The following is a 24,617-nucleotide window of genomic DNA, read 5'->3' on the forward strand; positions in this document are numbered from 1 at the left end:
GCCACCGACCGACCCAATTCCGGCCGCTTTGTATTGCGATGCTCGCCCCTCATTCGGAGGAGGGGTGGATGATGGTAGCAAGGATTGCTGCAGTTCTGGCTATCGCGACCCTGACGGGGTGCGGGCCTGGTGGACCGGTCAAGCGTTTGCAGGCGCCCACCGTGCCGGTCGGTGTGGAAAGCTTCTCCGATTGCACAGACTGTCCGACGATGATCGTCATTCCCGCGCGGCAAGGCGTGGCTGTCGGCGGGACGTCGGAGGAACGCGAGGCGCTCAAGGACTTTCCCTATCCATCCCCGCGAGTCGCGGTCAATGTCCATAGGTTCGCGCTCGGGCAGACCGAAATCACCATCGGCCAGTTCAAGACCTTCATGTCAGTGACAGGATACAAGCCCAAGCCAAACTGCGGACGCTTGGTGCATCGCTTGATGGATGGATTTGAGATGGATGCCGACCTCGAGCATCCCGGATTTCCAGTGGACGGAAACTACCCCGCCGGCTGCATGCGCCTGGAAGATGCCGAAGCTTATACTGCTTGGTTGTCAGTGCGTACGGGGCAGCACTACCGACTACCGACAGAGGCGGAGTGGGAATATGTCGCCCGCGGCGGCACGTCGAGCCACTCGTATCTCGGCGGAAACGATCTCGATCCGCCGTCCATTTGCCGTTTCGAGAATGTGGGCGACGCGAACATCAATCTCTTCCAAGGAAGGAATTTCGCCTGCACCGACCGGTTCGACGAAGCCACATCTCCAGTGGGATATTTTGAGCCTAATACGTTCGGCGTATACGATATGCTTGGCAACGTGATGGAATGGATTGCCGGCTGCTCGCGAAAGGACGTGATATCGCAAATCGGAGAGTCGGTGCCTCGTGAAGCCTGTGCGTACTGGATAACCAAGGGTGGTTCTTACCTGCACGGCCAGGAAAGCGGTTTGGCCGCCTTCAAGTTCTATTGGCCGGAGCAAGTTTCAATACGCAACGACGTTGGCTTCAGAGTGGCCCGGGAATTGGAGTAAGGGCCAGTGCGCAAATGATCGGATCACCTTCGCGGATTGCAGGGATCCTAGTATTGGGCGTTCTGGCCGGATGCGGTCCTGGCGGGCCGGTGACGCGGCCGGAGTCGCCCAGAGTGCCGCAGGGCGTGGAGAGCTTCTCCGATTGCACCGACTGCCCGACCATGATCGTCATTCCCGCGCAGCAAGGCGCGCCGGTCGGCGCAACGCCGGAAGAGCGCGTGGCGCTCGATGGATCATCCGTTCCGCTGCCGCGTTCTGCCGTCGATATTCAAAGGTTCGCGCTCGGGCAGACTGAAATCACGATCGACCAGTTCAAAGCGTTCGCGGCCGCGACGGGATACAAGACCAAGCCGAAATGCGGGCATGTGGTGCGTGGCTGGTTGCTGGTGGGCCCCCAATTTGACGCAGATTTCGAGCATCCGGGCTTTCCAGTATCGGGAGACTATCCGGTCGGGTGCATGCGACTGGAAGATGCTGAAGCCTATGTGGCGTGGTTGTCCCGCCAGACCGGGCAGCGCTACCGGCTGCCGACGGAGGTTGAGTGGGAGTATGTCGCCCGTGGGGGCACTCCGAACCACTCATACTTGGGCACCAATGAGCCAGATCCTTCCACTATCTGTCTCTTCGAGAACGTGAAGAACGGCGATTACCGTGGATACAGAGGAAAGCACTTCAGCTGCGACGATGGTTTTGGCGAAGCCACATCGCCGGTGGCGTATTTCAAACCCAATCAGTTCGGTGTGTATGACATTCTCGGCAACGTCAGCGAATTGATTTCCGACTGCGTGCGCGAGCACGGAACGATGGCAGCCGGCGATCCGCCTCCCTCGGAGTCTTGTGCCTATGCCTTGAGCAAAGGCGGTTCGTTTGTGATCGGCCAGGAGGGCGGCATCGCAGCCTTGCGGATCGCCAAGTCTCGCAAACACGCCCCGTCCAATAGCCTGGGCTTCAGAGTAGCCCGGGATTTGGACTAGGCGCTGGTCCCTTCTACCTTCGCCAACACCGCCGCCGCTTTCAGGAACGCCTCCTGCGGCATGTCGGTGGTGGCCCAGAGCGGCTGCATGCCGTGCTGCGGCAGATCGGAGACGCGCGCCCGCAGATAATCGCGGGCGACGACATAGCGCCGCGCGATCCCCGACGCGTTGGCTTCGCGGAACGGCTCGATCATGAAGGCATGGCCGGCGCTGACCCGCGCGATCTCGTTCAGGGCCTGGTCGCGGATGCGTTCCATCTGCTCCAGGGCGAGCACGGTGATCACCAGGTCGAAGCTCTTCGGCGCGAAGGGGAGGGCCGTGGCGTCGCCGGTCTGGAAGGTCACGCGCTTGAAGGCGGCGGGATCATGCAGCTGCACCGGGGCGAAGGCCTGGAGGTAGGGCGGCAGCAGGTCGTTCTGCTGCTGCACGCGCCGGGCGGCGGCGGGGCCTTCCTGCGTCAGGTCGATGCCGGTGAACGCGATCTCCGGGAAGCGGCCGGCCAGCAGCAGCAGGTTGATGCCGTTGCCGCAGCCGACCTCCAGCACGCGCCGGGGCTGCAGCAGCTCGATGGTGCGGACCAGCAGCAGCTGGCGCACCCTGGTGCCGCCGCGGTTGCTGGCGAGGCTGCGCTGGCTGCCCCATTGCCAGAGGCTGTGCTTCTCGGGTGCGGCGTCGAGGCTGTAGCTGCGGTGGTCGATCGAGAGCCACTCGTTGCCGTATTCGCGGGCGACGGCGGCCTTCAGGCGCTGGGAGTGGCGGTGCCAGCCGAACAGGCGGCGCTTCAGGTATTGACGCCAGATCTTGCGGTTGCGCCGGGCGAAACGGAGCTTCCAGAGCTCGTCGTCGACCTTGACGAAGGGCTGGAACAGACGCTCGATCTCTGACCGGGTGATGCCGAGTGGAAGCGCTTCGAGCGGAGACAGCGGAATCACGTGCGGACTCTGCTCCAGGAACTGAAAAGGGGCGACGCGACCCCTTTGAAAAGGTGGGCGCTCGCCCCTTTGAAACCGACTGCCGGCGAAAGCCGGCGCGGTGTTACTTGATCTTCGCTTCCTTGAAGGCGACGTGCTTCTTCACGACCGGGTCGTACTTGCGGAACTCCAGCTTCTCGGTCACCGAGCGCGGGTTCTTCTTGGTCACATAGTAGTAGCCGGTGTCAGCGGTGCTCACCAGCTTCACCAGGATGGTCGCTTGCTTCGCCATGATGCGTTCTCAAATATGAAGGCCCGTTGGAAGGGACCTGGGTTCAAAAGTTGGCGGCAAAATAGCGATAAAGCTCGCCCTGTCAAGGCCGGGCCGCCCTAGCCCCGCGTCCGGTGGCGTGAGAGGGTCATTATATCGTTCCGATAATTCAATAGCTTAGGTGGTTCCGCGCCGGTTGGGGAACGGGCCTGCCAGCGCCGCAAGGCTTCTTTCAGCACATATTCCGTCACATCGACGATGTTGAGGGCCGAAAGCGCCGAGACCGGCCTCCAGGCCAGATCCTCCAACTCGCCGTTGCTGTTGACCGATCCGACCGCCTGGGCGCCGTCGGCCAGGAAGAATCGGGTGTTGTAGCGGCGATGCGAGGTGACCGGGGTGATCGCCCGGCAGATGAAGTCGATGCTGGCGAAATCGGGGGCGATGCCGGCGGCCCGATAGGCCTGCCAGACCGGGATGCCGGCGGCGTCCTCAGCCATGCCGGTCTCGCCGACCAGCAAGCCGGTCTCTTCCAGCGTCTCGCGCAGGGCGGCGCGCGGGAAGGCGAGGGCGGGGCGCCGGCTGCCGCCGCTCAGCAGCGAGGCCGCGACGGCGGGGTGCAAAGCTTCGGCGAAGCCGCTGCTGTCGTGGTCCTCGGCATCGACTCTGCCGCCGGGCACGACGTAGATGTCGGGCAGGAAGCCGGCATTGCGATGGCGGCGTCCCAGCAGGATCTCGGGCTCGCCCCTGGCGCCGGCGCGAATCAGCACCAGGCCCGCCGCGTCCACCGGTTTCACGACCTTGGTCATGACCGCGAGCTTAGGGGAGAATCGTGTAGTCGTCTTTGGGGGAGGAATCGCTCGCCGACTGCACCGGCGGGGAAGCGAGATGGATCGCGTCCGCGAACAAGGTCGGGCGGTTCAGGAGCCGCACCGCGGTCTCGAGGTCGATCGGATCGGTCTCGTGCCGGGCCGGGCAGGTCTTGCGGAGCGCGTCCATGCCGGCGGTGTCGTCCGGGCGCACGGTGTTGCGCTTCATGGTCGGAACCTGCTTTAGCTCCCCGGCAGCCAGTTCGTTGATCAGCACGCCGGCATCCCTCTCGCCGGAGGTGCAGACCGTCGGCAGCACGCCCAGATGATGCAGGCTGTAGCCCGAGGGCGCGTGATAGCGCGCCCAGGTCAGCGCGATCTCGCCCTTGTTCGGCAGGCTCATCACGTTCTGCACCGTGCCCTTGCCGTAGGAGTTCGAGCCGATCAGCACGGCGCGCTCGTTGTCCTGGAGGGCGGCGGCGACGATCTCGGCGGCGGAGGCGGAATTGCCGTCGATCAGCACCGCGACCGGCTTGCCCTGCGCGATGTCGCCCTCGGTCGCCTCGAAGAACTGGTGGCTGTCCGGGTTCCGGCCGATCGTGGAGACGATCTTGCCGTGGTCGAGGAACAGGTTCGAGGTCGAGATCGCCTGGCTGAGGAGCCCGCCGGGATTGCCGCGGAGATCGAGGATATAGCCCTTGATGTTGTCTTCGCCGATCTCCGCCTTGGCGTCGCGGATCTCGCGCCGCAGGGTCTCGGTGGTGCCGGAATTGAAGCTGTAGACGCGGAAATAGGCGATGTCGCCTTCGCGCTGATAGGCCACCGTCTCCGGCACGACCAGCGCGCGGATCAGCGAGACCTGGAAGGGATTGTCCTGGCCCTTGCGCTGCAAGGTCAGCGTGACGCGGCTTTCCACCGGGCCGCGCAGCTTGTTGACGACCTCGCGCTGCGGCAGGCCGCCGATCGGCGTGCCGTCGATCTCCAGGATGATGTCGTCGCGGTGGATGCCGAGCCGGTCGGCCGGCGTGTAATGCATCACCGAGACAACGCGCACCTGGCCGTCCTCGACCGATATGGTGACGCCGATGCCGCCGAAGCCGTCGCGCTGGGCGCGCAGATCCGCGGCGTTGGCGGCCGAGGCGTAGTGCGAGAACTGGTCCAGCTTGCCGACGATGCCGTCGAACATCACTTCGTAGATCTTCTCCGGTGCGGCGCCGGCGATCTTGTCGGAGGATCCGCGCGCCTGGTCCAGCACGTCGGCGGTGACGTCGCCCCAATGCCGGGCATCCAAGCCGTCGCTGACGGCGATGCTCTCGACCGTGTGGTTGTTGACCACGAGTTCGAGCGTGTCGCCGCTGCGGCGTGCGACCACGGCGGGATCGATCGAGGAGAGTTGCTGCATGCCGGCCAAGGCCAGCGCGCCCATGTCGGGCTCGGTGACGTAGATGTCCTCAATGTCCTCGTAGCCGGTCACGAACATGTCGTGGTCGAGTTGGCGGGAGGATTCTTCGGGAGTGAGCGTGCCGTCGGTCGAGCAGGCGCCGAGAGTCAACGCCGCGCCCACAAAGGTCAGCAGGCAGAAGCGGGCTGCGGGCAACCGCCCGGCACCGGATACGCGCAACACTGGCACTTTAGGCATCCGCAATCCTGTCGGCCGGCTCTCGGGCAGGGACCATGTCCCATCCGCGCCAGATCCGGCCCGTCGGCGTTAACTTTAGCAGAATTATTTCCCCCCGCCAGTGCATTCTGGCCACAGTCGGCGGTAAATGCCCGCCCAGGCGCAGATAAATCAAACGCAGGGAGCCGTTTACGGATCGTTAAGGTTAGCCTTGCAGGAGAGAGAGCGAGGCGAACTGTTGCCCGTCGGCCACAGAAGATTAACGGCGCTTTCTCGATTTGCGCGGATGGGCGGCCCGGCCGACCTGCTTTGTCCCGCTGGGGTTCAAACACGCTCGCCGCCGGACCAGCTGTCGGTCCTTAGGGGCCGACCAGATGAAGGGCGCGGTCATAGAGTTGTCGATCCGCGAGCAGCGCAGTGGCGATTGCTACGTCGCGGTCGCCGCCCGCCGTGGTCGTCGATTGTCCGCAGGCGCTCCGGAGGGCTCGGAGAGCAGGGGTGTCGGCCTTGGCGATGCGTCGCTTGGCAATGATCGGAAACTCCCGTTCCGACAGGTCGCCACGCTGGAGGTCCTTGGACCAGGTGTCGCTGATCCGTGCAGTACAGAGCGAAGGGATCACGGCCGTATCGGTCAGCTGCGCCCCATCTGGTGTCAGCGTTTGAGCCCAGGTCAGCGCAAGCTCGCTGCCATCGGGCAGACGCACGACGTTCTGTATGGAGCCGCGTCCAAGCGATGTCCCTCCGATGATGACGGCACGATCCTCGGCCTGAAGGGCCATCGCGAAGATCTCGGCGCCGGCCGCCGTGCTTCCGTCGACCAGCACGGCGATCGGTTTGCCTTGCGCGATGTCCCCCTCGGTCGCCTCGAAGAACTGGTGGCTGTCCGGGTTGCGGCCGATGGTCGAGACGATCTTGCCGTGGTCGAGGAACAGGTTCGAGGTCGAAATCGCCTGGCTCAAGAGGCCACCCGGATTGCCACGGAGGTCGATCACATAGGCTTTGGGGGCGTTTCCGCTGTTCTCTAAGTCGCGCAAGGTCTTCCGCAATGCCGATGTCGTTTCGCTGGAAAAAGTGCAGACCTGAACGAGACCGACGGAGCCGACCTGATCGCTGCGGATCGGTACGAGTCCCGGACCTCGACGGCGGACGAGCGATTCAAGCAGCGGCTGAGCAACGCCCGGCCGCGATACTTTGATGTCCACCTTGGAGTCGAGCTGACCGTAAAGCAGATGGCTCGCCTGCCGAGGAGTCATGTCCGAGACGTCTTGACCGTCGATGGTGAGCACTGCATCGCCATAACGCGGGCTGCGCAAGAGCGGCGATATGCATTCCGAGTTGGACGTGACCGCCAGTTTGCCGTCGATTTGCCCCAGCCCGATATTCGCCTTCCCGCGACCTCCCGTCGATTGTTCCCGCAGGAATCTTGCGTCGTCCGCCGACGCGTATCCGGACTCCGTGTCCAAGCGCGAAATGACCCCCCCGAACACCTGCTCCTGCAACTGGCCCGCCGTCATCTTCTGCAACTTCGGGGAATGAGCCGCGGCGGCTTCAAGGAGTGTTCCCATCGCCGCGCCCCAAGTTGTCGGCGAGGCCGATTCAGCTATCGGGACTTGTTCGATCACACCACCATTCTGTAGCAGCTCGAATCTCCCGGACTCGAAGCGGACACCCAGGGAACTGTCCAGATCGGCAAGCTTCTGAATGCCGGCTGCAGCGATCTCCGGAAAGTCCGGATTGGCGATGTAGAGTTCGTCGATGGACTCTAGAGCGGTCTCATACACGCCTGCGGAAGTTAGTGCTTGTCCTGCGTCCGTTGGTCCTGGTTGGGCGCAGCCACTCAGCGCAAGAAGCACGAGTAAGGCTGCTTTCCAGCGACAGCGAATCTTCTCCATTTCCGCTCCCAATAGTGCCCTCGAACGCGTGTGAAGGCTTCATGAACGACGCCTGCGTCTAGCGGCCTTGCGCGAATGGATCGGCGGACCGGCCGGGCGGCCGGGCCTCCCGCGCGCGGCCTTCGACGGCTTGCCGTGCTGCGGCGGCACCTGATCCTGTCCGCCGCCTTCGATCAGTTCGAAGGTGATGCCGCCGGTCAGCTGCTGGGCGGCGACCAGGCGGACCTGCACCCGATCTCCCAAACGATAGACCTGGCCCCAGCGCCGGCCGACCAAAGCGTGCCGGGCTTCGTCATGCTCATAAAAGTCGTTCGGCAAGCTGGAGACCGGGATGATGCCGTCGGCGCCGGTCTCGTCGAGCGCGACGAACAGCCCGGCCCGGATGACGCCGGAGATCCGGCCGGAGAAGATCTCGCCGATGCGCTTGGAGAGGAAGGCGGCGGTGTAGCGGTCGACCGCTTCGCGTTCCGCCGCCGCCGCGCGGCGCTCGGTGGCGCTGATATGGTCGCCCAGTTCCTTGAACCCCTTCACCTCGCGATCCAAGCCGTCATCGCCGAAAGCGTAAGCGGCGATCAGCGCGCGGTGCACCAGCAGGTCCGAGTAGCGCCGGATCGGCGAGGTGAAATGCGCATAACGCTGCAGCGCCAAGCCGAAATGCCCGAGGTTCTCCGGCGAGTAGACCGCCTGCGACTGCGAGCGCAGCACCAGGCTGTTGATCATGTCGGCGTAGGGCGTGCGCTTCGCCTTCTCCAGCAACTGGGTGAAGTGCTTCGGCCGGATCACCTGCCCGCGCGGCAGGCGAAGCTCCAGGCCTTCCAGGAACTCGCACAAGGCTTCGACGCGGCTGGGATCGGGCTGGTCGTGCACGCGGTACATGCAGGGCCAGCGGCGCTTCTCCAGCGCTTCGGCCGCTGCGACGTTGGCGGCGATCATGAACTCCTCGATCAGGCGATGGGAATCCAGGCGCTCGCGGGCTTCGATCTTCTGGACCTCGCCGTGATTGTCGATCAGCACCTTTCGCTCCGGGAGATCGAGCTCCAGGGTACCGCGCGCCATCCGCGCCTTCAGCAAAGCGCGGAAGGCGCCATAGAGCGGCTGGATCACCGGTTCGAGCAACAGCGCCGTCACGGCGTCGGTCTTGCCGTCCATCGCCGCCTGCGCGCGTTCATAGGTGAGGCGGGCGGCGGAACGCATCAAGCCGCGCAGAAAGGTATGGCGTTTCCTGTGGCCCTCGGCATCAATCACGATCTCGACCGCCATCACCGGCCGATCCTCGTCGGGGCGGAGCGAGCACCAGCCGTTGCTGAGCTCCTCGGGCAGCATCGGCACCACCCGGTCGGGGAAATAGACCGAGTTGCCGCGCTCGCGCGCCGATTTGTCCAGCGCATCGGCCTCACGCACGTAATGCGCGACGTCAGCGATGGCGACCAGCAGCTTCCATCCGCCAGGATTCTTCGGATCGGTGTCCGGTGTCGCATGAACAGCGTCGTCGAAGTCGCGGGCATCCTCACCGTCGATGGTAACCAGCGGGATGTTCCTGAGGTCGGTGCGGTTGCCCAGCGTCGCCGGCCCGGCTTCCTGAGCCTGGGTCAGGGCCGCGGGCGGGAATTCATTCGGAATGCCGTGCGCGGCGATCGAGATCAGGCTGACCGAACGTGCCTCGCCGGTGCGACCGAGCCGCTCGACTACGCGGGCCCGCGACGTCCCCATTGGTCGGCCCGGTTCCACTTCGGCGACGACGATCTCTCCCGACTTCACCCCATGCAGGCCGCGGGCATCGATCGCAAACTCGGTGCGCAGCCGCTTGTCCGCCGGGGTGATGCGCAAGGTGCCATCGGAGGCGCGGGTGACGACGCCGACCACGCGGGCGGCGCGGCTCTCCAGCTTGCGGATGGGCCTCGCTTCATACTCGTCGGCATCGGTGCGGTTCAGGCGCACCAGCACGCGGTCGCCGGGACCCAACGGCTTATGGCCGTGCTCTTTCTGACGCTCGCCCTTCTGCTCGATCACCAGGATCTTCGGCTCGGCGTCGTCGGGGCGGAGATCGACCGGGCGTGCCCAGAGATCGCCGTCCGCATCCGGGCCGATGATCTGCACCACGGTGACTTCGGGCAGCTGGCCGGCGGCGCCCATGCGGCGGTTGCGGCCGCGATCGACATTGCCCTCGCGCTCCAGTTCCTTCAGCAGCGCTTTCAGGGGAATCCGGTCGGAGCCTCTGAGTTGGAAGGCGCGGGCGATCTCGCGCTTGCCGACCGGTGTCGGGCTCTCGCGGATGAAGGCGAGCACCTGCTCCTTGGTCGGGAAGGGCACGGCCTTCTTGCCGGGCTTCTTCTCCGGCTCGGCCTGCTCGGGCTTGCCGCGGCGCGGCTTCCGATCAGGCCGACTTGAGCTCGATTTCGACAAAAGCGTACTCGAAGTCGTTGGCGTTGATGACGTTGTGCTCGACGCCGACTGGGCGGTTGTAGGAGCCGCCGGCCTTCATCTCTGCCGTAATCGTTTCCCCTTTGGATCCGGGAGGGCCGTTTTCAATCGCGAGCTTGCCGTCCAGCAGCGGCACCACGATGTAGTCATGGCCATGGCGATGCCAGCCGGTCTCGGCGCCGGGCGCGAAACGCCACTCGGTGACGATCACCCGGTCGTTCTCGATCTGCCTGGTCCCGATGGCCTTGGGCCGCGTGCTCATTTCCTGCTCCCGATACCTAGCCGGTGGGTTGCGGCACCATAGCACGCGCGTTTCAGCCGTATTAACACAATTCGCGCGCCCCGACGCACTGGCCATCTTTCGCACCCTTGTGATACCCATCGACAAACCGTGGGAGTCACCGATGGTACGCTTGTTAAGTTTGGCCCGATGCTTGCGGTCTGCGTGCCGGCTGCTGCTGGTGACCGGCCTGGTGCTGCACAGTGCGGCGACGGCCTCGGCTCAGACTTCGGCCGACACAGAAGCAGAGTTATGGGGCGTCATCAAGGACAGCAAAGATACGCGATTCTTCACATACTACCTGCTGCTCTTTCCTGACGGGGCGCATGCCGGACTGGCGGAAGAGAGGCGGTCCGCTCTGGAACGGGAAGATGCGGTGGCGGCGGCGAAAGCGGCCCATAGCAATATCGTGGAGCTCAGGGCCCGCCACATCCTGGTCCGGGACGAGGCAGAGGCGGAGGAGATCATCGAGGAGCTCAAGGGCGGCGCGGATTTCGCAAAGCTGGCCAGGAGTCGCTCAATCGATACCACGAGTGGCGAGGCGGGCGGCGACCTCGGCTGGTTCAGCCGCAACACGATGGTGCAGGAGTTTGCCGATGCCGCCTTCGCGATGAAGCCGGGCGAGTTCAGCAAGGTCCCCGTAAAGACCCAGTTCGGCTATCACGTCATCCTGGTCGAGGAAGCCCGCTACCTGCAGGAATAGCGGTCGGCCGGACCACCGTCGGGTGGGTTAGAGCCCGAAGGAGATGTTAAAGCCGCCGAAGATGACGCGGTCGCCGTCCTGGCCTTCGAACTCCTTGGTGCGATAGGTGGCCGAGGCGTCCATCCGGAAGTTGTCGGTCCAGAACAGCGCTACGCCGGCCGAGAGATCGCCGACCAGCGGCTCCTTGTCCACGCTGCGGCTGTCGTCGCGGAAGGTGTTGCCGTCGAGGAAGATGTTGCGCCCGACCGCACGGCCCTGCGCCGCGACGTAGATGTAATAGCCGAACGGGCTGGTCATCGCTTCGGAATTGAAATAGCTGGTCCCCGAGGTCGATGGCCGCATCCGCTGCTGGCCGTAATCGGCCTTGAGGCCCTGGCCGAAGCGCAGCGAGATGCCGGTCTCGCCATAGGTCATGACGTTGCCGACGGTCGCGCCGAGCTCCGGGATCGCCTCGATCTCCTGGCCCCAGAACAGCGGCTGGTTGAAGCGCCACTTGCGCTCGTAGGAGATCATGATGCCGGGCTCGGAATGGATCTGATGGTCCCAGCCCTGTGCCTCATCGACGCCGATGAACTGGTGCCAGTCGTTCTGCGCGTTCCGGCCCATCGAGTGCTCGCCGATGATGCCGCCGACGATCTCGAGGTGATCGAGCTCACGATGATCGGTGTCCTGGATCATGCCGATGCCGGCATAGAGCCAGCCGCCATAGGGCCGGTCGTCTTCCGGCGGATTGGCGAGATGGGTTGCCTCCGGCGTGAAGATCTGCTGTCCGAGCAGAATCTCGTAGTGCCGCTGGCGCCATTGGCCGCCGCTGTTGAACGGCGCGAAGACCCCGCCGGCGAGCCACTCGAACGGCTCATAGAAGCCGGTGTCGGCACCGATGCTGGGCGAGAGCCAAGTGAACTGGGCGCCCTGGGTGTAGTAGCGATCGTCGTCGAGCAGGATCGAGTCGTTTTCCTCGATGATCGTGAGCCGGCCCCAGTCGGTGCCTTCCGCCGGATCCTTGCCCTCCTGGGCCGCCGCGGGCGCGGCCAGAGCCAAGCAGACCAGCCCGAACCCCAGCGCTGCGCGTCGGGCCGGCCTCAGCTGGACCTTGGAAGACACCGATTTCATTGAAATCCCACCGTAAAGAAGCTGTCCTCCCGGGAGTAAGTCCCGGAAATTGCACTGGTTCCCTGCCTGGCCGGACTATCCGCCGCGGCCGGGATTGCTCCAAATCAAATCCCGCGGAGCGCCCGGGTGGCAGAATCCGATCGCCACGGAGAGGAGGGTGCCATGCTCACCTACGAGGACTGTATCGCCTTGTGCGGGTTGAACCGCCGCGAAGTCGAAGCCATCGCCGAGCACGAGCATATTCCGCCGATCGTCGCGACCGAGCTCGGCAACTATCTCTGTCGCAACACATCCGGCGCGCTCTGCGTCCAGCGCTACATCCTTGACGATATCGCCGCGGCGGAGAAGCGGGGCGACCAGCATCACGTCACGGTGCTGCAGGCGGTGCTGCGGCATTTCATCGCCACGCATCCCAGCCGGGACGCCGCGGCGGCGCCGGATACCTATCTGCGGCAGCAGTGAACGGATGCGTGACTGACGATGCGTGCGGATGAAATCATGACGGCGCCGGTGGTGACGATCACCCCGGATACACCGGCCAGCCGGATCGCCAAGCTGTTGCTGGAGAACCGCGTCAGCGCGGTGCCGGTGGTCGACGGATCGGGAACGCCGATCGGGATCGTCAGCGAAGGCGACCTGCTGCGTCGTGACGAGTCCGGCCGCGCCGCGCGCCGCGCCTGGTGGCTCGAGATGCTGGCCGAGGGTGAGCCGCTCAGCAAGGAATACATGGCGCAGCTGCGGACCAAGGATCAGCTGGCGAAGGAAATCATGTCGGCGCCGGTGGTGACCGTGACCGAGAACACCGACGTTGCCGAACTCGCGCATCTCTTCTCCTCCTATCGCATCAAGCGGGTGCCGGTGCTGCGCGACGGGCGGATCGTCGGCATCGTCAGCCGTGTCGATCTGCTGCGCTCGTTCGACCGCGAGGCGACGGAAGGCGAAGGCGAATCGCGCCCGAGCATCCTGCATCCGTTCGACGCGCTGCTCTCCCTGGAGGAGCGGCTGAAGCGCGCGCGTCGGCCCGATGCGGCGGCAGCGCCTGCGGCGGGGCGACCGGCCACGGGCGATGGATTCGACGTCGGCCTGTTCCGCGCCCTGGCCACGGATTCGAAGCACGAGGAGCAGCTGCGCCAGGCGGAGGCGCGCCGCGCCGACGCCGCCGCGCGCCGCCATACGGTCGAGCAGTTGATCGACCATCACATCGGCGACGAGACCTGGCGCAACATGCTGCACAAGGCACGCGAGGCGGCGCAGCATGGGCAGAAGGAGTTCATGCTGCTCCGCTTCCCGCACGACCTCTGCAGCGACGGCGGCCGCGCCATCAACGTGCCGGAGCCGGATTGGCCGAAGACCCTGCGCGGCGAAGCCGCCGAAGTCTTCCTGCGCTGGGAGCGCGAGCTGAAGGCGCGGGGCTTCCGCCTGGCCGCGCGCGTGCTGGATTTCCCCGGCGGCTTCCCCGGCGATATCGGCCTGTTCCTGATCTGGGGCGAGTGAGAAGAAGGCGCTGACGCCGCCCGAGGCTATTCCGCCGCGCTCTTCTTCGTGGTCGCTTTCTTGGCAACCGCCTTCTTGGTGGCCGGGGCCTTCTTCGCGGCGGCCTTCTTCTCCGCGACCTTCGGCGCCTTGGCGGTTTCTTCGCTCAGGCCCGCCGGTGCAGCAGCCTCTTTCTTCTTCGCCGTCTTCTTGGCGCCGCGCTTCGGCTTGCCGCCGCCGTCCATCGCTATCTTCTCGGCGCGGGCGGCGATCAACGACAGCGCCTGGTCCAGCGTCAGCGAAGAGGGTTCGATGGAGCCCGGGATCGTGGCGTTCACCTTGCCCATCTTCACATAGGGCCCGTAGCGACCTTCATGCTGGGTGACGGTCTCGCCCGAGGCCGGGTCCTTGCCGATCTCCTTGCCCGGAGCGGCCTGGCCACGGCCACGGCCCTTGCTCTCCTGGGAGAGGATCTCCATCGCGCGGTTCATGCCGATGGTCAGCACGTCGTCGTCCTTGGGGATCGACTTGTACTTGCCGTCATGCTGCAGATAGGGACCGAAGCGGCCGATGCCGGCCAGGATCGGCTTCTGCGTCTCCGGATGGTTGCCGACGGTGCGCGGCAGTGAAAGCAGCCGGCGCGCCTGGTCGATGGTCACGTCGTTGGGCTCGATGCCTTTCGGGATCGACTGGCGCTTCGGCTTCTCACCTTCCGCCCCTTCGCCCAGCTGCACGTAATGGCCGTACGGACCTTTGCGGAGCGTGATCGGCGTGCCGTCCTCGGCCTTGCCGAGCTCGACCGGGCCGGCCGCCGCCGCATCCATGGTCTCGGCGGTCTGCACCGCGAGCGGCACGGTGTAGCGGCAATCCGGGTAATTGCTGCAGCCGATGAAGGCGCCGTTCTTGGCGAGCTTGATGCCGAGCTCGCCCTTGCTGCAGGCCGGGCAAAGCCGCGGGTCCTTGCCGTCGCCGCGGTTGGGGAAGAAATGCGGCGCCAGGAGATCGTTGAGGACGTCGATCACGATCGAGCGCTTGCCGATGCCCTTGTCCAGGAACTGGACCGCGTCGGACATCGAGGGCAGGCCGTCCTTCTGCTCTTCCTCGTCCTGCTGGTGCAGGCGGGAGAAGTCTTCCCAGAACTCGCGCAGCACCTGCTTCCACTGGGCGCGGCCGCCGGAGATATCGTCGAGCTTCTCTTCGAGTGCCGCGGTGAAGTTGTACTGCACATAGCGGTCGAAGAAGCTGGTGAGGAACGCGGTGACCAGGCGGCCGCGATCCTCGGGGATCAGGCGGCGCTTCTCGAGCCTGACATACTGGCGGTCCTCGAGGGTCTGCAGGATCGAGGTATAGGTCGAAGGCCGGCCGATGCCGAGCTCTTCCAGCCGCTTGATGATCGAGGCCTCGGAATAGCGCGGCGGCGGCTGGGTGAAGTGCTGCTCGGGCTTCACCTCTTGTGACTGCGGCTGGTCGCCGACCTTCATCGAGGGCAGGCGGCGGCTGTTCTCGTCGTCGCCCTCGACCGGATCGTCACGGTCCTCGGAATAGAGGGTCAGGAAGCCGTCGAACTTCACCACCGAACCGGTGGCGCGCAACGTCGCCTGCTTGTTTGCGGTAAGGATATCGACCGCGACCTGGTCCAGCTCGGCGCTCTCCATCTGCGAGGCGAGGGTGCGCTTCCACACCAGGTCATAGAGCTTGAACTCGTCGTCGCGCAGGAAGCGCTTCACCTGGTCCGGCCGGCGGAACAGATCGGTCGGTCGGATCGCCTCGTGGGCTTCCTGGGCGTTCTTGGCGACGGTCTTGTAGATGCGCGGGGCATCCGGCAGGTATTCCTTGCCGTATTGCTCGGCGATGAGCTTCCGGCCGGCGTCGATCGCGTCCTGGGAGAGGGTGACGCCGTCGGTACGCATATAGGTGATCAGGCCGACCGTCTCCCCGCCGAGATCGACACCTTCATAGAGGCGCTGGGCGATCTTCATGGTCTGCGCCGCGCCGAAGCCAAGCTTGCGCGAGGCTTCCTGCTGCAGGGTCGAGGTCATGAAGGGCGGGTAGGGGTTCCGCTTGACCGTCTTGCGCTCGACATTCGAGACCGTGAACGGCGCGCCGGCCTCCAGCTTGGCGGCTGCGGCCTTGGCCGAGGCCTCGTCGGCGAGGTCGAACTTGTCGAGCTTCTTGCCGTCGAGATGGGTGAGGCGGGCGGTGAAGACAGTGCCATCCGGCGCCTTGAACACGACTTCGATGGTCCAGAACTCGCGCGGCCGGAAGGCCTCGATCTCGGATTCCCGCTCGCAGATGATGCGCAGCGCCACCGACTGCACCCGGCCGGCCGAGCGGCTGCCCGGAAGCTTGCGCCAGAGGATCGGCGAAAGGGTGAAGCCCACCAGGTAGTCCAGCGCCCGGCGCGCCAGATAGGCGTCCACCAGCTCCTGGTCGATCTTGCGCGGGTTGGCGATGGCCTCGGCCACGGCACGCTTGGTGATCTCGTTGAAGGCGACCCGCTCGATCGGCAGGGTCTTGAACTGCTTCTTGCCGCGGATCTCTTCCTGGATATGCCAGGAGATCGCCTCGCCCTCGCGATCCGGGTCGGTTGCCAGGATCAGCTTGTCGGCGCCTTTGGCGGCCTCGGCAATCTCCTTGATCCTTGCGGCGCCGCGGCCTTCGACTTCCCAGGTGATGGCGAAGTCTTCCTCCGGCCGCACCGACCCGTCCTTCGGCGGCAGGTCGCGCACATGCCCGAAGGAGGCCAGCACCTTATAATCGCCGCCAAGATACTTGTTGATGGTCTTGGCCTTGGCCGGGGATTCGACGACGACGACTTTCATGGATTGCTTCGTTCAGCCCTTAAGATCGCGGCGTTAATCTCTGCTCTCGACCCGGTTTTCGGGCGCTCAAGCGGCCTGCATCAGCAGGGAGACCCGGTTCCCCGGGTACCGTTCCAGCCGGCCTGCCAAGTCCAATTCCAACAGCACCATGCCCAGAACGGGGGGCGAGCAATGACATTGCCGGACCAGTTCGTCAACCATCACCGGGCTGGGGCCAAGGAGTGAAAGCACTTCATTTCGGACCCGATCCGTCTCGCTTAGTGTATTAATTTCAGTAGCTTGTTCGCTAAAATTCAAGTTCTCGTGAAACCTTAAGTTCGGCCCTGCAAGCCCGTCCAGGGACTCCAGAACCTGCTCGAAATCCTCGACCAGGCGGGCACCGTCGCGGATGAGACGATTGGCCCCACGGCAGCGGGGATCGAGCGGAGAGCCGGGGACCGCCATGACTTCACGGCCCTGATCTAGGGCGTAACGGGCGGTGATCAAGGAGCCGGACCGCAGCGCCGCCTCGACCACGACGACCGCCCGGGAGAGACCGGAGATGATCCGGTTGCGCCGCGGAAAGTGCCGGGCGGCGGGTTCGGTCCCCAGCGCCGCCTCGGCGACGATCAGGCCCTCGGCCCCCAGCCGTTCGAACAAGGCACCATTCTCCGGGGGATAGAGGACGTCGATCCCGCCGGCGACGACGGCAATCGTGCCGCCGGTCTCGGACCGGGCGTTGAGCGCACCGAGATGGGCGGCGGTGTCGATCCCCCGTGCCATGCCGCTGATCACGACGGCACCAGCGCCGGCCAGACCGGCGGCCAGGTTGGAAGCGATGTGGCGCCCGTTCGCCGAGGCGTTGCGGGCGCCGACCAGGGCGATCTTGTTCGGCTGGAGGAGGTCGGCGCGGCCCTTCACGGCGATGACCGGCGGCGCATCCTCGAGGGCGGCGAGCGCCTCGGGGTAATCCGGCTCGACCCGGGCAATCAGGCGGGCGCCGCGTTTCGCAAGAGCTTCGATCTCCCGCTCGGCCTCTGCCTTCGCACAGATCCGCACCGGCCGCGCGCCGCCGCCGCGCCGCGCGAGATCGGGCAGGGCCTCGAGCGCTTTCGCAGCCGTGCCAGTGAAGGCGATCAAATCCCGGACCGTCACCGGCCCGATGCCGCTGCTGCGCGCGAGGCGCAACCAATCCAGCCGCTCTTTGTCCTCGATCCTCATGAGGGCGGAACATAACCGCAACTGGAGCGACAATCAATCGGCCTGACGGCAATGTCCAGTTGTATTAGGTGAAGTGAATGGTTGTGGCTGGCGAAGAATCGGCTATGAACGCGGCGGCATGACCAGTGTTTACGACTTCACCGTCCGCGATCTCCACGAGCGAGAAGTGCCCTTGAGCCGCTATCGCGGCGAGGTGCTGCTGATCGTCAACACCGCCAGCCATTGCGGCTTCACCCCGCAATATACCGGGCTTAACCAGCTCCATAAGGATCTCAGCCCGCGCGGCTTCTCCGTGCTGGCCTTTCCCTGCAACCAGTTCGGCGAGCAGGAGCCGGGCAGCGCCGAAGTGATCGAGCGCTTCTGCCAGCAGATCTATGACATCCGCTTCCCGATCTTCGCCAAGATCGCGGTCAAGGGCCCGGAAGCGCATCCGCTCTACCGCTGGCTGACCGGGCAAGCCCGCGGCTTTCTCGGCACCAGCTCGATCAAGTGGAATTTCACCAAGTTCCTGATCGACCGCTCGGGCCGGCCCGTCGCACGCCTCGGCTCGATCACCAAGCCGCACAAGATCCGGCCGCGGATCGAGAAGCTGCTGGGCTAGGCCAGCGGCGGGCCGCCGTTGTGGCCCATCGGCGCGGCCTCGACCGGCTTCTTCTTGCCGATCTTCGGCTCTTCGCCTTTCAGGAGGCGGCGGATGTTCTCGTGATGGCGGATCCAGACCAGGATCGCGACGCCGATCCCGAACCCGATGAGCGCCGGGGTCCCGAGGAAGATCGCATAGAACGGGGCCAATGCCACGGCCAGCAGTGCCGAAAGCGACGAGTAGCGCAAGACGAACGCGACCGCCAGCCAGGTCAGACAGGCGAGCACGCCGATCGGCCAGGCCAGCGCCAGCCAAGTGCCGAGTGCGGTGGCGACGCCCTTGCCGCCCTTGAACTTCAGCCAGACCGGAAAGATGTGGCCGACGAAGGCGGCGGCGCCGGCGATCACCGGCAGCAGGGGATCGAGGAAGAGCCAGCGCGCCAGGAACACGGCGACCGCGCCCTTGGCGCCATCGAGCAGCAGGGTCGCCAGCGCCAGCTTCTTGTTGCCGGTCCTGAGCACGTTGGTCGCGCCGATGTTGCCGGAACCGATGCTGCGGATGTCGCCGAGCCCCGCCATCCTTGTCAGGATCAGGCCGAACGGGATCGAGCCCAGCAGATAGCCGCCGACGATCGCGGCGATCAGATCGGTCGGGTCCATCAGTTCGTGCCCAGGGCGGCAAACACCTGCCGGCCATCGACGAAGGTGCGGCGCACGGCGCCCTGCACCTGCCGTCCGTCATAGGGCGAGTTCTTCGACTTCGAATGGAAGGCGCCGAGGTCGATCTTATGCTCGTGCTCGAGGTCGATCAGCGTCATGTCGGCGGGTGCGCCCCTGGCGAGGCGGCCCTGCGGCAGGCCAAGGATCTCGGCCGGCCGGCTGGTCATGCATTTCAGGAGGTTCGACAGCGAGACCGAGCGGTTGTGCGTGAGACCGAGGCTCACCGGAAGCAAAGTCTCAAGCCCGATCCCGCCGGCTGCGGCCTGAGCGAAGGGCACGCGCTTGCTCTCGACATCATGCGGCGAGTGGTCGCTGGCGATGCAGTCGATGATCCCTTCCGCGACGGCGGCGGCGATGGCGCGCCGGTCGCTCTCGTCGCGGAGCGGCGGCGACAGCTTGGCGAAGGTGCGGTAATCGCCGATCTCCGCCTCGTTCAGCGAGAAATAGGGCGGGGCGGTGTCGCAAGTGACCGGCAGACCTTCCTGCTTGGCCTTGCGGATAGCCTCCACGGCGGCGGCGGTCGAGACATGTGCCACGTGATAGCGGGTGCCCGACATGCGCACGAGATGCAGGTCGCGCTCGATCAGCATCACTTCGGCGCAGTTCGGAATGCCGCCGAGGCCGAGCTTGGTCGCGAGCGCCCCGTTGTTCATGGCCCCGCCGGCGGCGAGCCGCGGCTCCTCCGGGTGCTGAATCACCAGCAAGCCGAAGGACTTCGCGTAGTTCAATGCCCGGCGCATCACCTGGGCGTCGGCGACGGCGTGCAGGGCATCGGTGAAGCCGAGCGCGCCGCTGGCCGAGAGCAGGCCCATCTCCACCAGGTCCTTGCCTTCGAGGCCGCGGGTCAGCGCGCCATAGCAATAGATCTTGGCCCGCTTGGTCTCGCGGGCGCGCCGCGCAATGAACTCGACGCCGGCGACATCGTCGATGATCGGGTCGGTGTTGGGCAGGGTCACCATCGAGGTGACGCCGCCCGCGGCCGCCGCCAGGCTGCCGGTCTCGATCGTCTCCTGGTGCTCCTCGCCGGGTTCGCGCAGCTGCACGCGCATGTCGATGAGGCCCGGGCAGAGCACGTCGCCGTGGCAGTCGATGACTTCGGCGCCTTCCGGCAGATCGTTGCGGGTGATCTGGCCCCCGAGATCGCGAATGACGCCGTCCTCGACCAACACGCCGCCGGTCTCGTCGCGGTTGCTGGCGGGATCGATCAGCCGCGCATTGATCAGTGCCAACGGCCGGGTCTGGCGCTTCGGCGGGCGGTGCGTGCCGGAAGCTTGCCGCTGGCTCATGGGGCTCATGCGTTGGCCCCGGTCAGATTGCGATTGAGCGCATCGAGGCAGGCCATGCGCACGGCGACACCCATCTCGACCTGCTCGCGGATCACCGAGCGGTTGATGTCGTCGGCCAGTTCGGAATCGATCTCGACGCCGCGGTTCATCGGGCCGGGATGCATGATGATCGCATCGGGCTTGGCGACCTCCAGCTTCTCGTAGTCGAGGCCGAAGAAGTGGAAGTATTCGCGGATCGACGGGACATAGGCGCCCTGCATGCGCTCCAGCTGCAGGCGCAGCATCATCACCACGTCGGCGTCTTTGAGCCCCTTGCGCATGTCGGTGAACACCTCGACGCCCATCTTATCGACCTGCGAGGGCAGCAGGGTCGTCGGCGCGATCACGCGCACCTTGGCGCCGAGCTTGGTCAGCAGATGGATGTTCGAGCGCGCGACCCGGGAATGGAGTACGTCGCCGCAGATCGCGACGATCAGGCCCTGGATCTTGCCGCGGCGGCGGCGGATGGTGAGTGCGTCGAGCAGCGCCTGGGTCGGGTGCTCGTGGCGGCCGTCGCCGGCGTTGACCACCGCGCCGTCCACCTTCTGCGACAGCAGGCTGACCGCGCCGGATTCCGGATGGCGCACGATCATCACGTCCGGGCCCATGGCGTTCAGGGTCATCGCGGTGTCGAGCAGGGTCTCACCCTTCTTGATCGAGCTGGTGCCGACCGCCATGTTGATGACATCCGCGCCCAGCCGTTTCGCAGCCAGCTCGAACGAGGTCAGGGTCCGGGTCGAGTTCTCGAAAAACAGGTTCATGACGGTCCGGCCGCGCAGCAGGGCGCGGGCCCGCGGGTCGTCTTTCGGCTGCTCGGCATAGGACTGGGAGAGATCGAGCAACCGGGTGATCTCGTCCGCCGAAAGTCCTTCGATTCCCAGCAGATGCCGGTGGGGAAAGAAGGCGGCGGGCTTGCGGGCGGGGTCGCTCATTGACCGCGCATCATAGGGGCGGGGGCCTTCAGGTCAACGATTCGCGAGAGGGGATTTTAGTGAAGATTCCGGGGCTCGCCCCCGGTCCAGGGACATATAATGGCTTGACCCAAGGCCACCGGGCCGCCATTTCAGAACCCAGATGAAGCACCGCTCGCAAGTCGCTGCCAAACCCGAAGCAAAGCTGGAGCCGATCCGCTATCCCGACCAGCGGCTGATGTTCCGCTGCGACATCGCGGCCTGGGTGATCATGGGCGTCACCCTGGTGGCGGTGCTCTGGCTGCACCTGATCGCGGGCCTGCTGGCCGGATTGCTGGTTTTCGAGCTGGTCCAGGTCATTGCCGCGCGGCACCACTGGATCGGCGTCAGCCGTCGGGTCGGCGGTTGGATCGCGGTCGGGTTGGTGGCCTTGGTGGTCGTCCTCGCCTTGGTGCTCGGCGGCTGGAGCCTCGCCAGCCTGGTCACCGACCGGTCGGACAACCTCCCGGTCCTGATGCAGAAGATGGCCGACATCGTCGGCTCGGCCCGCGCCTACCTGCCGCCCTGGGCGCGCGAATACCTGCCGGCCAATGTCAACGAGATCGAAAACACCGCCGCCGGCTGGCTGCGGGCGAATGCGCGCGGGCTGCAGATCTTCGGAGAGCGCGCCGGCGGCGTGCTGTTGCACCTCTTGGTCGGCATGATCATCGGCGCGATGGTGGCGTTGACCGATCTCAGGCCGACCCGCGAGCTGCCCGTGCTCTCCCGCGCGCTGGAGCAGCGGGTCTCGCGTCTCGGCATGTCCTTCCGCCGCATCGTCTTCGCGCAGATCCGGATCTCGGCGCTCAACACCACGCTGACGGCGATCTACTTGGTGCTGATCCTGCCGATGCTCGGCGTCAACCTGCCGCTCACCAAGACCATGATCCTGGTGACCTTCGTCGCCGGCCTGCTGCCGGTGATCGGCAACTTGATCTCCAACACGGTCATCGTGGTGGTGAGCCTCAGCGTCTCACTCTATGCCGCGATCGGCTCGCTGGTGTTCCTGGTCGGCATCCACAAGCTGGAATACTTCGTCAACGCCCGGATCATCGGCGGCCAGATCCACGCCCGCGCCTGGGAGCTGCTGCTGGCCATGCTGGTGATGGACGCGATCTTCGGCATCCCCGGCGTCGTCGCCGCGCCGATCTACTACGCCTATATCAAGGACGAATTGAAGGCGCGCGGGCTGGTTTGACCGGGGTGAGCATGACTCTGCGCGATCTGGCTCACATCGCCCTTCGGATCGGCGCGGTCATCGTCATTGTTGATATCTTGGTCTCGCTGCCGATGGCTTTCACCGCCGCGCGCTACTACGCGCCGGTGACCTTCAATCAGCGGATCTTTGATTCGGCTATCTTCCCGCTCGCGATTTCATTCTGCTGCGCGGTTCTCATTTATGGCTTTGCCGAGGAGATCGCCGATCGGCTCGTGCTCCGGGGCAAGACGGAGGTTGAGATCTTGGCCCCCGCCGATCTCAGCGGGCTGGAGCAAACGGCTGTTGCAATTCTCGGCCTGTATTTCCTGATCATGGGTCTGGCCGACGTCGTCCATTTTTTGGTCCGATACCTCACGCTCCAGCTGGCCATAGGCCCGGCGTCATCTATTCTCGTGTCGCCCGACACTGCAAACTTCGGTGGCACCTTGTTTCGGGTCATCGTCGGTGGCTTCTTGTTTCTGAACGGCGATGCGTTCGTCCGAATGAGGCGCAAGATCCGCGCTAAACGTGGCATCGCCGGGGAAGAAGGCTCCGCGCCGGAAGCCTATAGCTAGACGATCCCCTTCGCCCGCAACTCCGCGATTTCCTTCTCCTCCAGGAACAGCAGTTCCTTCAGCACTTCGTCCGTGTGCTGGCCGCAGACCGGTGGTGGGCGCTTGTAGTCCACGGGCGATTCCGAGAGCTTGATCGGATTGCCGATGAGATCGACATGGCCGGAGCCGGCGAGCGGGTGCGGCATCGTCACCTTCATCCCGCGCGCCAGGACCTGCGGGTCGGCGAAGACCTGGCCGATGTCGTTGACCGGGCCGACCGGCACGCCGAGCTTCTCCAAGCCTTCCATCCAGTAGGACGTTGTTTTGGTCGCGGTGACGCCGTTCACGAGTGCGTAGCATTCGACCCGGTTCTTCACCCGCGCCGGGTTTGTCTTGAAGCGTTCGTCCGTCGCCCATTCCGGCTTGCCGGCGAAGTTGCAGAATTTCTGAAACTGGCTGTCATTGCCGACCGCGAGGATGAAGAAGCCGTCGGCCGACTTCACCACCGAATAGGGCACGATCGACGGATGCTCGTTGCCGAGCCGCACCGGCACCCTGCCCGAGGTGAGATACTGCAAGCCGGCATTGGCGAGCCAGCCCACCTGGGAGTCGAGCAGGGCCATGTCGACATACTGGCCCAGGCCGGTCACATGACGGTGCTGGAGTGCGGCGAGGATCGCCGTTGAGGTGAAGATGCCGGTCACGATGTCGGTGGCGGCAACGCCGACCTTGGTCGGCTCACCGTCCGGATTGCCGGTGATGCTCATGATCCCGCCCATGCCCTGCGCCAGGAAATCGTAACCGGCGCGGTTGGCATAGGGACCGGTCTGTCCGAAGCCGGTGATCGAGCAGTAAATTAACCGCGGAAACTCGAATTTCAGCTCGTCGTAGTTCAGGCGATACTTGGCCATATCGCCGACCTTGAAATTCTCGATGAAGATGTCGCAGCGCGCGATCAGCCGCTTGGCCAGTTCCTGGCCTTCCGGCTTGGCGACGTCCAAGGTGACCGAGCGCTTGTTGCGATTGATCGCGAGATAGTAGGCGCTCTCGGTAGTGTCGTTGCCGGCCGCGTCCTTGACGAAGGGCGGGCCCCATTTGCGCGTATCGTCGCCGGCACCCGGCCGCTCGATCTTGATGATGTCCGCGCCGAGATCGCCGAGGATCTGGGTGCACATCGGCCCGGCCAGGATACGCGTCAAATCGAAAACCCGAAGGCCGGTCAGCGGTCCGGACATTGAAGCTCCCCATGCTTATTGTCCGCCACTCTCGGGGGGCGGCTGGGCAAAAGCAAGCGAGGAGTGGTCTCAGCGCCCCCGGTGCAGGGAATCCAGCGCGCCTTGCAGGATGAAGGCGGCGGCCGATTGATCGACCACCTTGGCGCGCTTCGCCCGCGAGAGATCCGCTTCGATCATGCCGCGGGTGACCGCCATGGTGGACATGCGCTCGTCCCAGAAGGCGATCGGCAAATCGCGCATCGGCTTGAGGTTCAGGGCGAATTGCCGGACGGACTGGCAGCGCGGCCCCTCCGTGCCGTCCATGTTGAGCGGCAGGCCGATGATGAGGCCGCCGATCTGGCGCTCGTCGAGGATGCGCAGGAGCTCGGTCGCATCCTTGGTGAACTTGCTGCGCCGGATCGTGGTCAGTGGTGAGGCGACAAGGTGCCCCGGATCGCCGATCGCGATGCCGATGGTCTTCTCGCCGAGATCCAGTCCGGCGAGGCGCGCATGGCGCGGCAGGGCGGCGACGAGTTCGTTGGGGGTCGCGCAGATCATCGGCGTTTGATAC

The 24,617-nt window shown here is 65.2% G+C and carries 23 protein-coding genes; 8 read left to right on the forward strand and 15 right to left on the reverse strand.

All coding sequences use genetic code 11. The annotated features are described in order from the left end of the window. The first annotated feature begins 68 nt into the window (after nucleotides 1-68). Both ACH2CY_RS17785 and ACH2CY_RS17790 read left to right on the forward strand, forming a co-directional pair. Nucleotides 69-1,019, forward strand: coding sequence for a formylglycine-generating enzyme family protein (locus ACH2CY_RS17785; protein WP_395020656.1), 951 nt, complete (start codon nucleotides 69-71; stop codon nucleotides 1,017-1,019). Between the two features lie 113 nt (nucleotides 1,020-1,132). After that, nucleotides 1,133-1,993, forward strand: a complete 861-nt coding sequence (locus ACH2CY_RS17790; protein WP_395020657.1) for a formylglycine-generating enzyme family protein — start codon at nucleotides 1,133-1,135, stop codon at nucleotides 1,991-1,993. On the opposite strand, the gene ACH2CY_RS17795 is transcribed toward ACH2CY_RS17790, so the two are convergent. The 7 genes from ACH2CY_RS17795 to ACH2CY_RS17825 all read right to left on the reverse strand — a co-directional run bounded on the left by ACH2CY_RS17795 (nucleotide 1,990) and on the right by ACH2CY_RS17825 (nucleotide 10,174). Beyond that, nucleotides 1,990-2,925 carry a class I SAM-dependent methyltransferase gene (locus tag ACH2CY_RS17795; RefSeq protein WP_395020658.1) on the reverse strand — a complete coding sequence of 312 codons (936 nt, stop codon included), beginning with the start codon at nucleotides 2,923-2,925 and terminating at the stop codon, nucleotides 1,990-1,992. The genes ACH2CY_RS17790 and ACH2CY_RS17795 overlap by 4 nt on opposite strands. A gap of 103 nt (nucleotides 2,926-3,028) precedes the next feature. Then, the gene (rpmG, locus tag ACH2CY_RS17800; RefSeq protein ID WP_395020659.1) at nucleotides 3,029-3,196 is read right to left on the reverse strand and encodes a 50S ribosomal protein L33; all 168 of its coding nucleotides are present in this window, start codon (nucleotides 3,194-3,196) and stop codon (nucleotides 3,029-3,031) included. A gap of 98 nt (nucleotides 3,197-3,294) precedes the next feature. After that, the gene (locus tag ACH2CY_RS17805; protein ID WP_395020660.1) at nucleotides 3,295-3,981 is read right to left on the reverse strand and encodes a hypothetical protein; all 687 of its coding nucleotides are present in this window, start codon (nucleotides 3,979-3,981) and stop codon (nucleotides 3,295-3,297) included. 10 nt (nucleotides 3,982-3,991) lie between these two features. Next, nucleotides 3,992-5,620: a S41 family peptidase gene (locus tag ACH2CY_RS17810; protein ID WP_395020661.1), complete on the reverse strand. Its 1,629-nt coding sequence runs from the start codon at nucleotides 5,618-5,620 to the stop codon at nucleotides 3,992-3,994. 338 nt (nucleotides 5,621-5,958) lie between these two features. After that, the gene (locus tag ACH2CY_RS17815; protein WP_395020662.1) at nucleotides 5,959-7,491 is read right to left on the reverse strand and encodes a S41 family peptidase; all 1,533 of its coding nucleotides are present in this window, start codon (nucleotides 7,489-7,491) and stop codon (nucleotides 5,959-5,961) included. 39 nt (nucleotides 7,492-7,530) lie between these two features. After that, nucleotides 7,531-9,894: a ribonuclease R gene (rnr, locus tag ACH2CY_RS17820; RefSeq protein WP_395020663.1), complete on the reverse strand. Its 2,364-nt coding sequence runs from the start codon at nucleotides 9,892-9,894 to the stop codon at nucleotides 7,531-7,533. Beyond that, nucleotides 9,866-10,174 carry a cupin domain-containing protein gene (locus ACH2CY_RS17825; protein WP_395020664.1) on the reverse strand — a complete coding sequence of 103 codons (309 nt, stop codon included), beginning with the start codon at nucleotides 10,172-10,174 and terminating at the stop codon, nucleotides 9,866-9,868. Before ACH2CY_RS17825 ends, rnr begins: the two co-directional genes overlap by 29 nt. 199 nt (nucleotides 10,175-10,373) lie before the next feature. Between ACH2CY_RS17825 and ACH2CY_RS17830 the strand changes: the two genes are divergently transcribed. Continuing rightward, nucleotides 10,374-10,895 carry a peptidylprolyl isomerase gene (locus tag ACH2CY_RS17830; protein WP_395020665.1) on the forward strand — a complete coding sequence of 174 codons (522 nt, stop codon included), beginning with the start codon at nucleotides 10,374-10,376 and terminating at the stop codon, nucleotides 10,893-10,895. Nucleotides 10,896-10,922: 27 nt separating this feature from the next. On the opposite strand, the gene ACH2CY_RS17835 is transcribed toward ACH2CY_RS17830, so the two are convergent. Next, nucleotides 10,923-12,008, reverse strand: coding sequence for a lipid A deacylase LpxR family protein (locus ACH2CY_RS17835; protein ID WP_395020666.1), 1,086 nt, complete (start codon nucleotides 12,006-12,008; stop codon nucleotides 10,923-10,925). A 162-nt stretch (nucleotides 12,009-12,170) separates the two neighbouring features. Between ACH2CY_RS17835 and ACH2CY_RS17840 the strand changes: the two genes are divergently transcribed. Then, nucleotides 12,171-12,470: a hypothetical protein gene (locus ACH2CY_RS17840; RefSeq protein WP_395020667.1), complete on the forward strand. Its 300-nt coding sequence runs from the start codon at nucleotides 12,171-12,173 to the stop codon at nucleotides 12,468-12,470. Nucleotides 12,471-12,488: 18 nt separating this feature from the next. Beyond that, nucleotides 12,489-13,502, forward strand: a complete 1,014-nt coding sequence (locus tag ACH2CY_RS17845; protein WP_395020668.1) for a CBS domain-containing protein — start codon at nucleotides 12,489-12,491, stop codon at nucleotides 13,500-13,502. Nucleotides 13,503-13,528: 26 nt separating this feature from the next. On the opposite strand, the gene topA is transcribed toward ACH2CY_RS17845, so the two are convergent. Further along, nucleotides 13,529-16,303 (reverse strand): type I DNA topoisomerase, encoded by a 2,775-nt coding sequence (gene topA, locus ACH2CY_RS17850; protein WP_395020669.1) that lies wholly within the window; start codon nucleotides 16,301-16,303, stop codon nucleotides 13,529-13,531. 66 nt (nucleotides 16,304-16,369) lie between these two features. Beyond that, nucleotides 16,370-17,536 (reverse strand): DNA-processing protein DprA, encoded by a 1,167-nt coding sequence (gene dprA / locus ACH2CY_RS17855; RefSeq protein WP_395020670.1) that lies wholly within the window; start codon nucleotides 17,534-17,536, stop codon nucleotides 16,370-16,372. An 85-nt stretch (nucleotides 17,537-17,621) separates the two neighbouring features. Between dprA and ACH2CY_RS17860 the strand changes: the two genes are divergently transcribed. Next, nucleotides 17,622-18,104 (forward strand): glutathione peroxidase, encoded by a 483-nt coding sequence (locus ACH2CY_RS17860; RefSeq protein WP_395020671.1) that lies wholly within the window; start codon nucleotides 17,622-17,624, stop codon nucleotides 18,102-18,104. Here the strand turns inward: ACH2CY_RS17860 and plsY are convergent. Genes plsY through ACH2CY_RS17875 form a run of 3 tightly spaced genes read right to left on the reverse strand, consistent with a single transcriptional unit; the run spans nucleotide 18,101 to nucleotide 21,062 of the window. Further along, nucleotides 18,101-18,745, reverse strand: a complete 645-nt coding sequence (gene plsY / locus ACH2CY_RS17865) for a glycerol-3-phosphate 1-O-acyltransferase PlsY (protein ID WP_395020672.1) — start codon at nucleotides 18,743-18,745, stop codon at nucleotides 18,101-18,103. The two genes, ACH2CY_RS17860 and plsY, sit on opposite strands and share 4 nt — an antisense overlap. After that, nucleotides 18,745-20,091 carry a dihydroorotase family protein gene (locus ACH2CY_RS17870; RefSeq protein ID WP_395020733.1) on the reverse strand — a complete coding sequence of 449 codons (1,347 nt, stop codon included), beginning with the start codon at nucleotides 20,089-20,091 and terminating at the stop codon, nucleotides 18,745-18,747. Before ACH2CY_RS17870 ends, plsY begins: the two co-directional genes overlap by 1 nt. Before the next feature lie 5 nt (nucleotides 20,092-20,096). Further along, complete coding sequence (locus ACH2CY_RS17875) at nucleotides 20,097-21,062, reverse strand: aspartate carbamoyltransferase catalytic subunit (protein WP_395020673.1); 966 nt, start codon at nucleotides 21,060-21,062, stop codon at nucleotides 20,097-20,099. Between the two features lie 142 nt (nucleotides 21,063-21,204). Between ACH2CY_RS17875 and ACH2CY_RS17880 the strand changes: the two genes are divergently transcribed. Further along, complete coding sequence (locus ACH2CY_RS17880) at nucleotides 21,205-22,278, forward strand: AI-2E family transporter (RefSeq protein WP_395020674.1); 1,074 nt, start codon at nucleotides 21,205-21,207, stop codon at nucleotides 22,276-22,278. A gap of 11 nt (nucleotides 22,279-22,289) precedes the next feature. Next, on the forward strand, nucleotides 22,290-22,853 hold the full coding sequence (locus ACH2CY_RS17885; protein WP_395020675.1) for a hypothetical protein: 564 nt from the start codon (nucleotides 22,290-22,292) through the stop codon (nucleotides 22,851-22,853). On the opposite strand, the gene ACH2CY_RS17890 is transcribed toward ACH2CY_RS17885, so the two are convergent. Together ACH2CY_RS17890 and ruvX are read right to left on the reverse strand one after the other, a co-directional pair. Then, nucleotides 22,850-24,067: a CaiB/BaiF CoA transferase family protein gene (locus ACH2CY_RS17890; RefSeq protein ID WP_395020676.1), complete on the reverse strand. Its 1,218-nt coding sequence runs from the start codon at nucleotides 24,065-24,067 to the stop codon at nucleotides 22,850-22,852. The two genes, ACH2CY_RS17885 and ACH2CY_RS17890, sit on opposite strands and share 4 nt — an antisense overlap. Nucleotides 24,068-24,136: 69 nt before the next feature. After that, on the reverse strand, nucleotides 24,137-24,604 hold the full coding sequence (ruvX, locus tag ACH2CY_RS17895; protein WP_395020677.1) for a Holliday junction resolvase RuvX: 468 nt from the start codon (nucleotides 24,602-24,604) through the stop codon (nucleotides 24,137-24,139). Nucleotides 24,605-24,617 lie beyond the last annotated feature (13 nt).

The organism is Dongia sp. (assembly GCF_041905885.1).
GTDB lineage: Bacteria > Pseudomonadota > Alphaproteobacteria > Dongiales > Dongiaceae > Dongia.

What these genes read in the sequence shown, in the direction of transcription:
- ACH2CY_RS17785 (WP_395020656.1), top strand. Translation starts at nt 69, where the DNA reads ATGATGGTAGCAAGGATTGCTGCAGTTCTGGCTATCGCGACCCTGACG.
- rpmG (WP_395020659.1), bottom strand. Translation starts at nt 3,196, where the DNA reads ATGGCGAAGCAAGCGACCATCCTGGTGAAGCTGGTGAGCACCGCTGAC.
- ACH2CY_RS17805 (WP_395020660.1), bottom strand. Translation starts at nt 3,981, where the DNA reads ATGACCAAGGTCGTGAAACCGGTGGACGCGGCGGGCCTGGTGCTGATT.
- ACH2CY_RS17810 (WP_395020661.1), bottom strand. Translation starts at nt 5,620, where the DNA reads ATGCCTAAAGTGCCAGTGTTGCGCGTATCCGGTGCCGGGCGGTTGCCC.
- ACH2CY_RS17815 (WP_395020662.1), bottom strand. Translation starts at nt 7,491, where the DNA reads ATGGAGAAGATTCGCTGTCGCTGGAAAGCAGCCTTACTCGTGCTTCTT.
- ACH2CY_RS17825 (WP_395020664.1), bottom strand. Translation starts at nt 10,174, where the DNA reads ATGAGCACGCGGCCCAAGGCCATCGGGACCAGGCAGATCGAGAACGAC.
- ACH2CY_RS17835 (WP_395020666.1), bottom strand. Translation starts at nt 12,008, where the DNA reads ATGAAATCGGTGTCTTCCAAGGTCCAGCTGAGGCCGGCCCGACGCGCA.
- ACH2CY_RS17840 (WP_395020667.1), top strand. Translation starts at nt 12,171, where the DNA reads ATGCTCACCTACGAGGACTGTATCGCCTTGTGCGGGTTGAACCGCCGC.
- ACH2CY_RS17845 (WP_395020668.1), top strand. Translation starts at nt 12,489, where the DNA reads ATGCGTGCGGATGAAATCATGACGGCGCCGGTGGTGACGATCACCCCG.
- topA (WP_395020669.1), bottom strand. Translation starts at nt 16,303, where the DNA reads ATGAAAGTCGTCGTCGTCGAATCCCCGGCCAAGGCCAAGACCATCAAC.
- ACH2CY_RS17860 (WP_395020671.1), top strand. Translation starts at nt 17,622, where the DNA reads ATGACCAGTGTTTACGACTTCACCGTCCGCGATCTCCACGAGCGAGAA.
- plsY (WP_395020672.1), bottom strand. Translation starts at nt 18,745, where the DNA reads ATGGACCCGACCGATCTGATCGCCGCGATCGTCGGCGGCTATCTGCTG.
- ACH2CY_RS17870 (WP_395020733.1), bottom strand. Translation starts at nt 20,091, where the DNA reads ATGAGCCAGCGGCAAGCTTCCGGCACGCACCGCCCGCCGAAGCGCCAG.
- ACH2CY_RS17875 (WP_395020673.1), bottom strand. Translation starts at nt 21,062, where the DNA reads ATGAGCGACCCCGCCCGCAAGCCCGCCGCCTTCTTTCCCCACCGGCAT.
- ACH2CY_RS17880 (WP_395020674.1), top strand. Translation starts at nt 21,205, where the DNA reads ATGAAGCACCGCTCGCAAGTCGCTGCCAAACCCGAAGCAAAGCTGGAG.
- ACH2CY_RS17885 (WP_395020675.1), top strand. Translation starts at nt 22,290, where the DNA reads ATGACTCTGCGCGATCTGGCTCACATCGCCCTTCGGATCGGCGCGGTC.
- ACH2CY_RS17890 (WP_395020676.1), bottom strand. Translation starts at nt 24,067, where the DNA reads ATGTCCGGACCGCTGACCGGCCTTCGGGTTTTCGATTTGACGCGTATC.
- ruvX (WP_395020677.1), bottom strand. Translation starts at nt 24,604, where the DNA reads ATGATCTGCGCGACCCCCAACGAACTCGTCGCCGCCCTGCCGCGCCAT.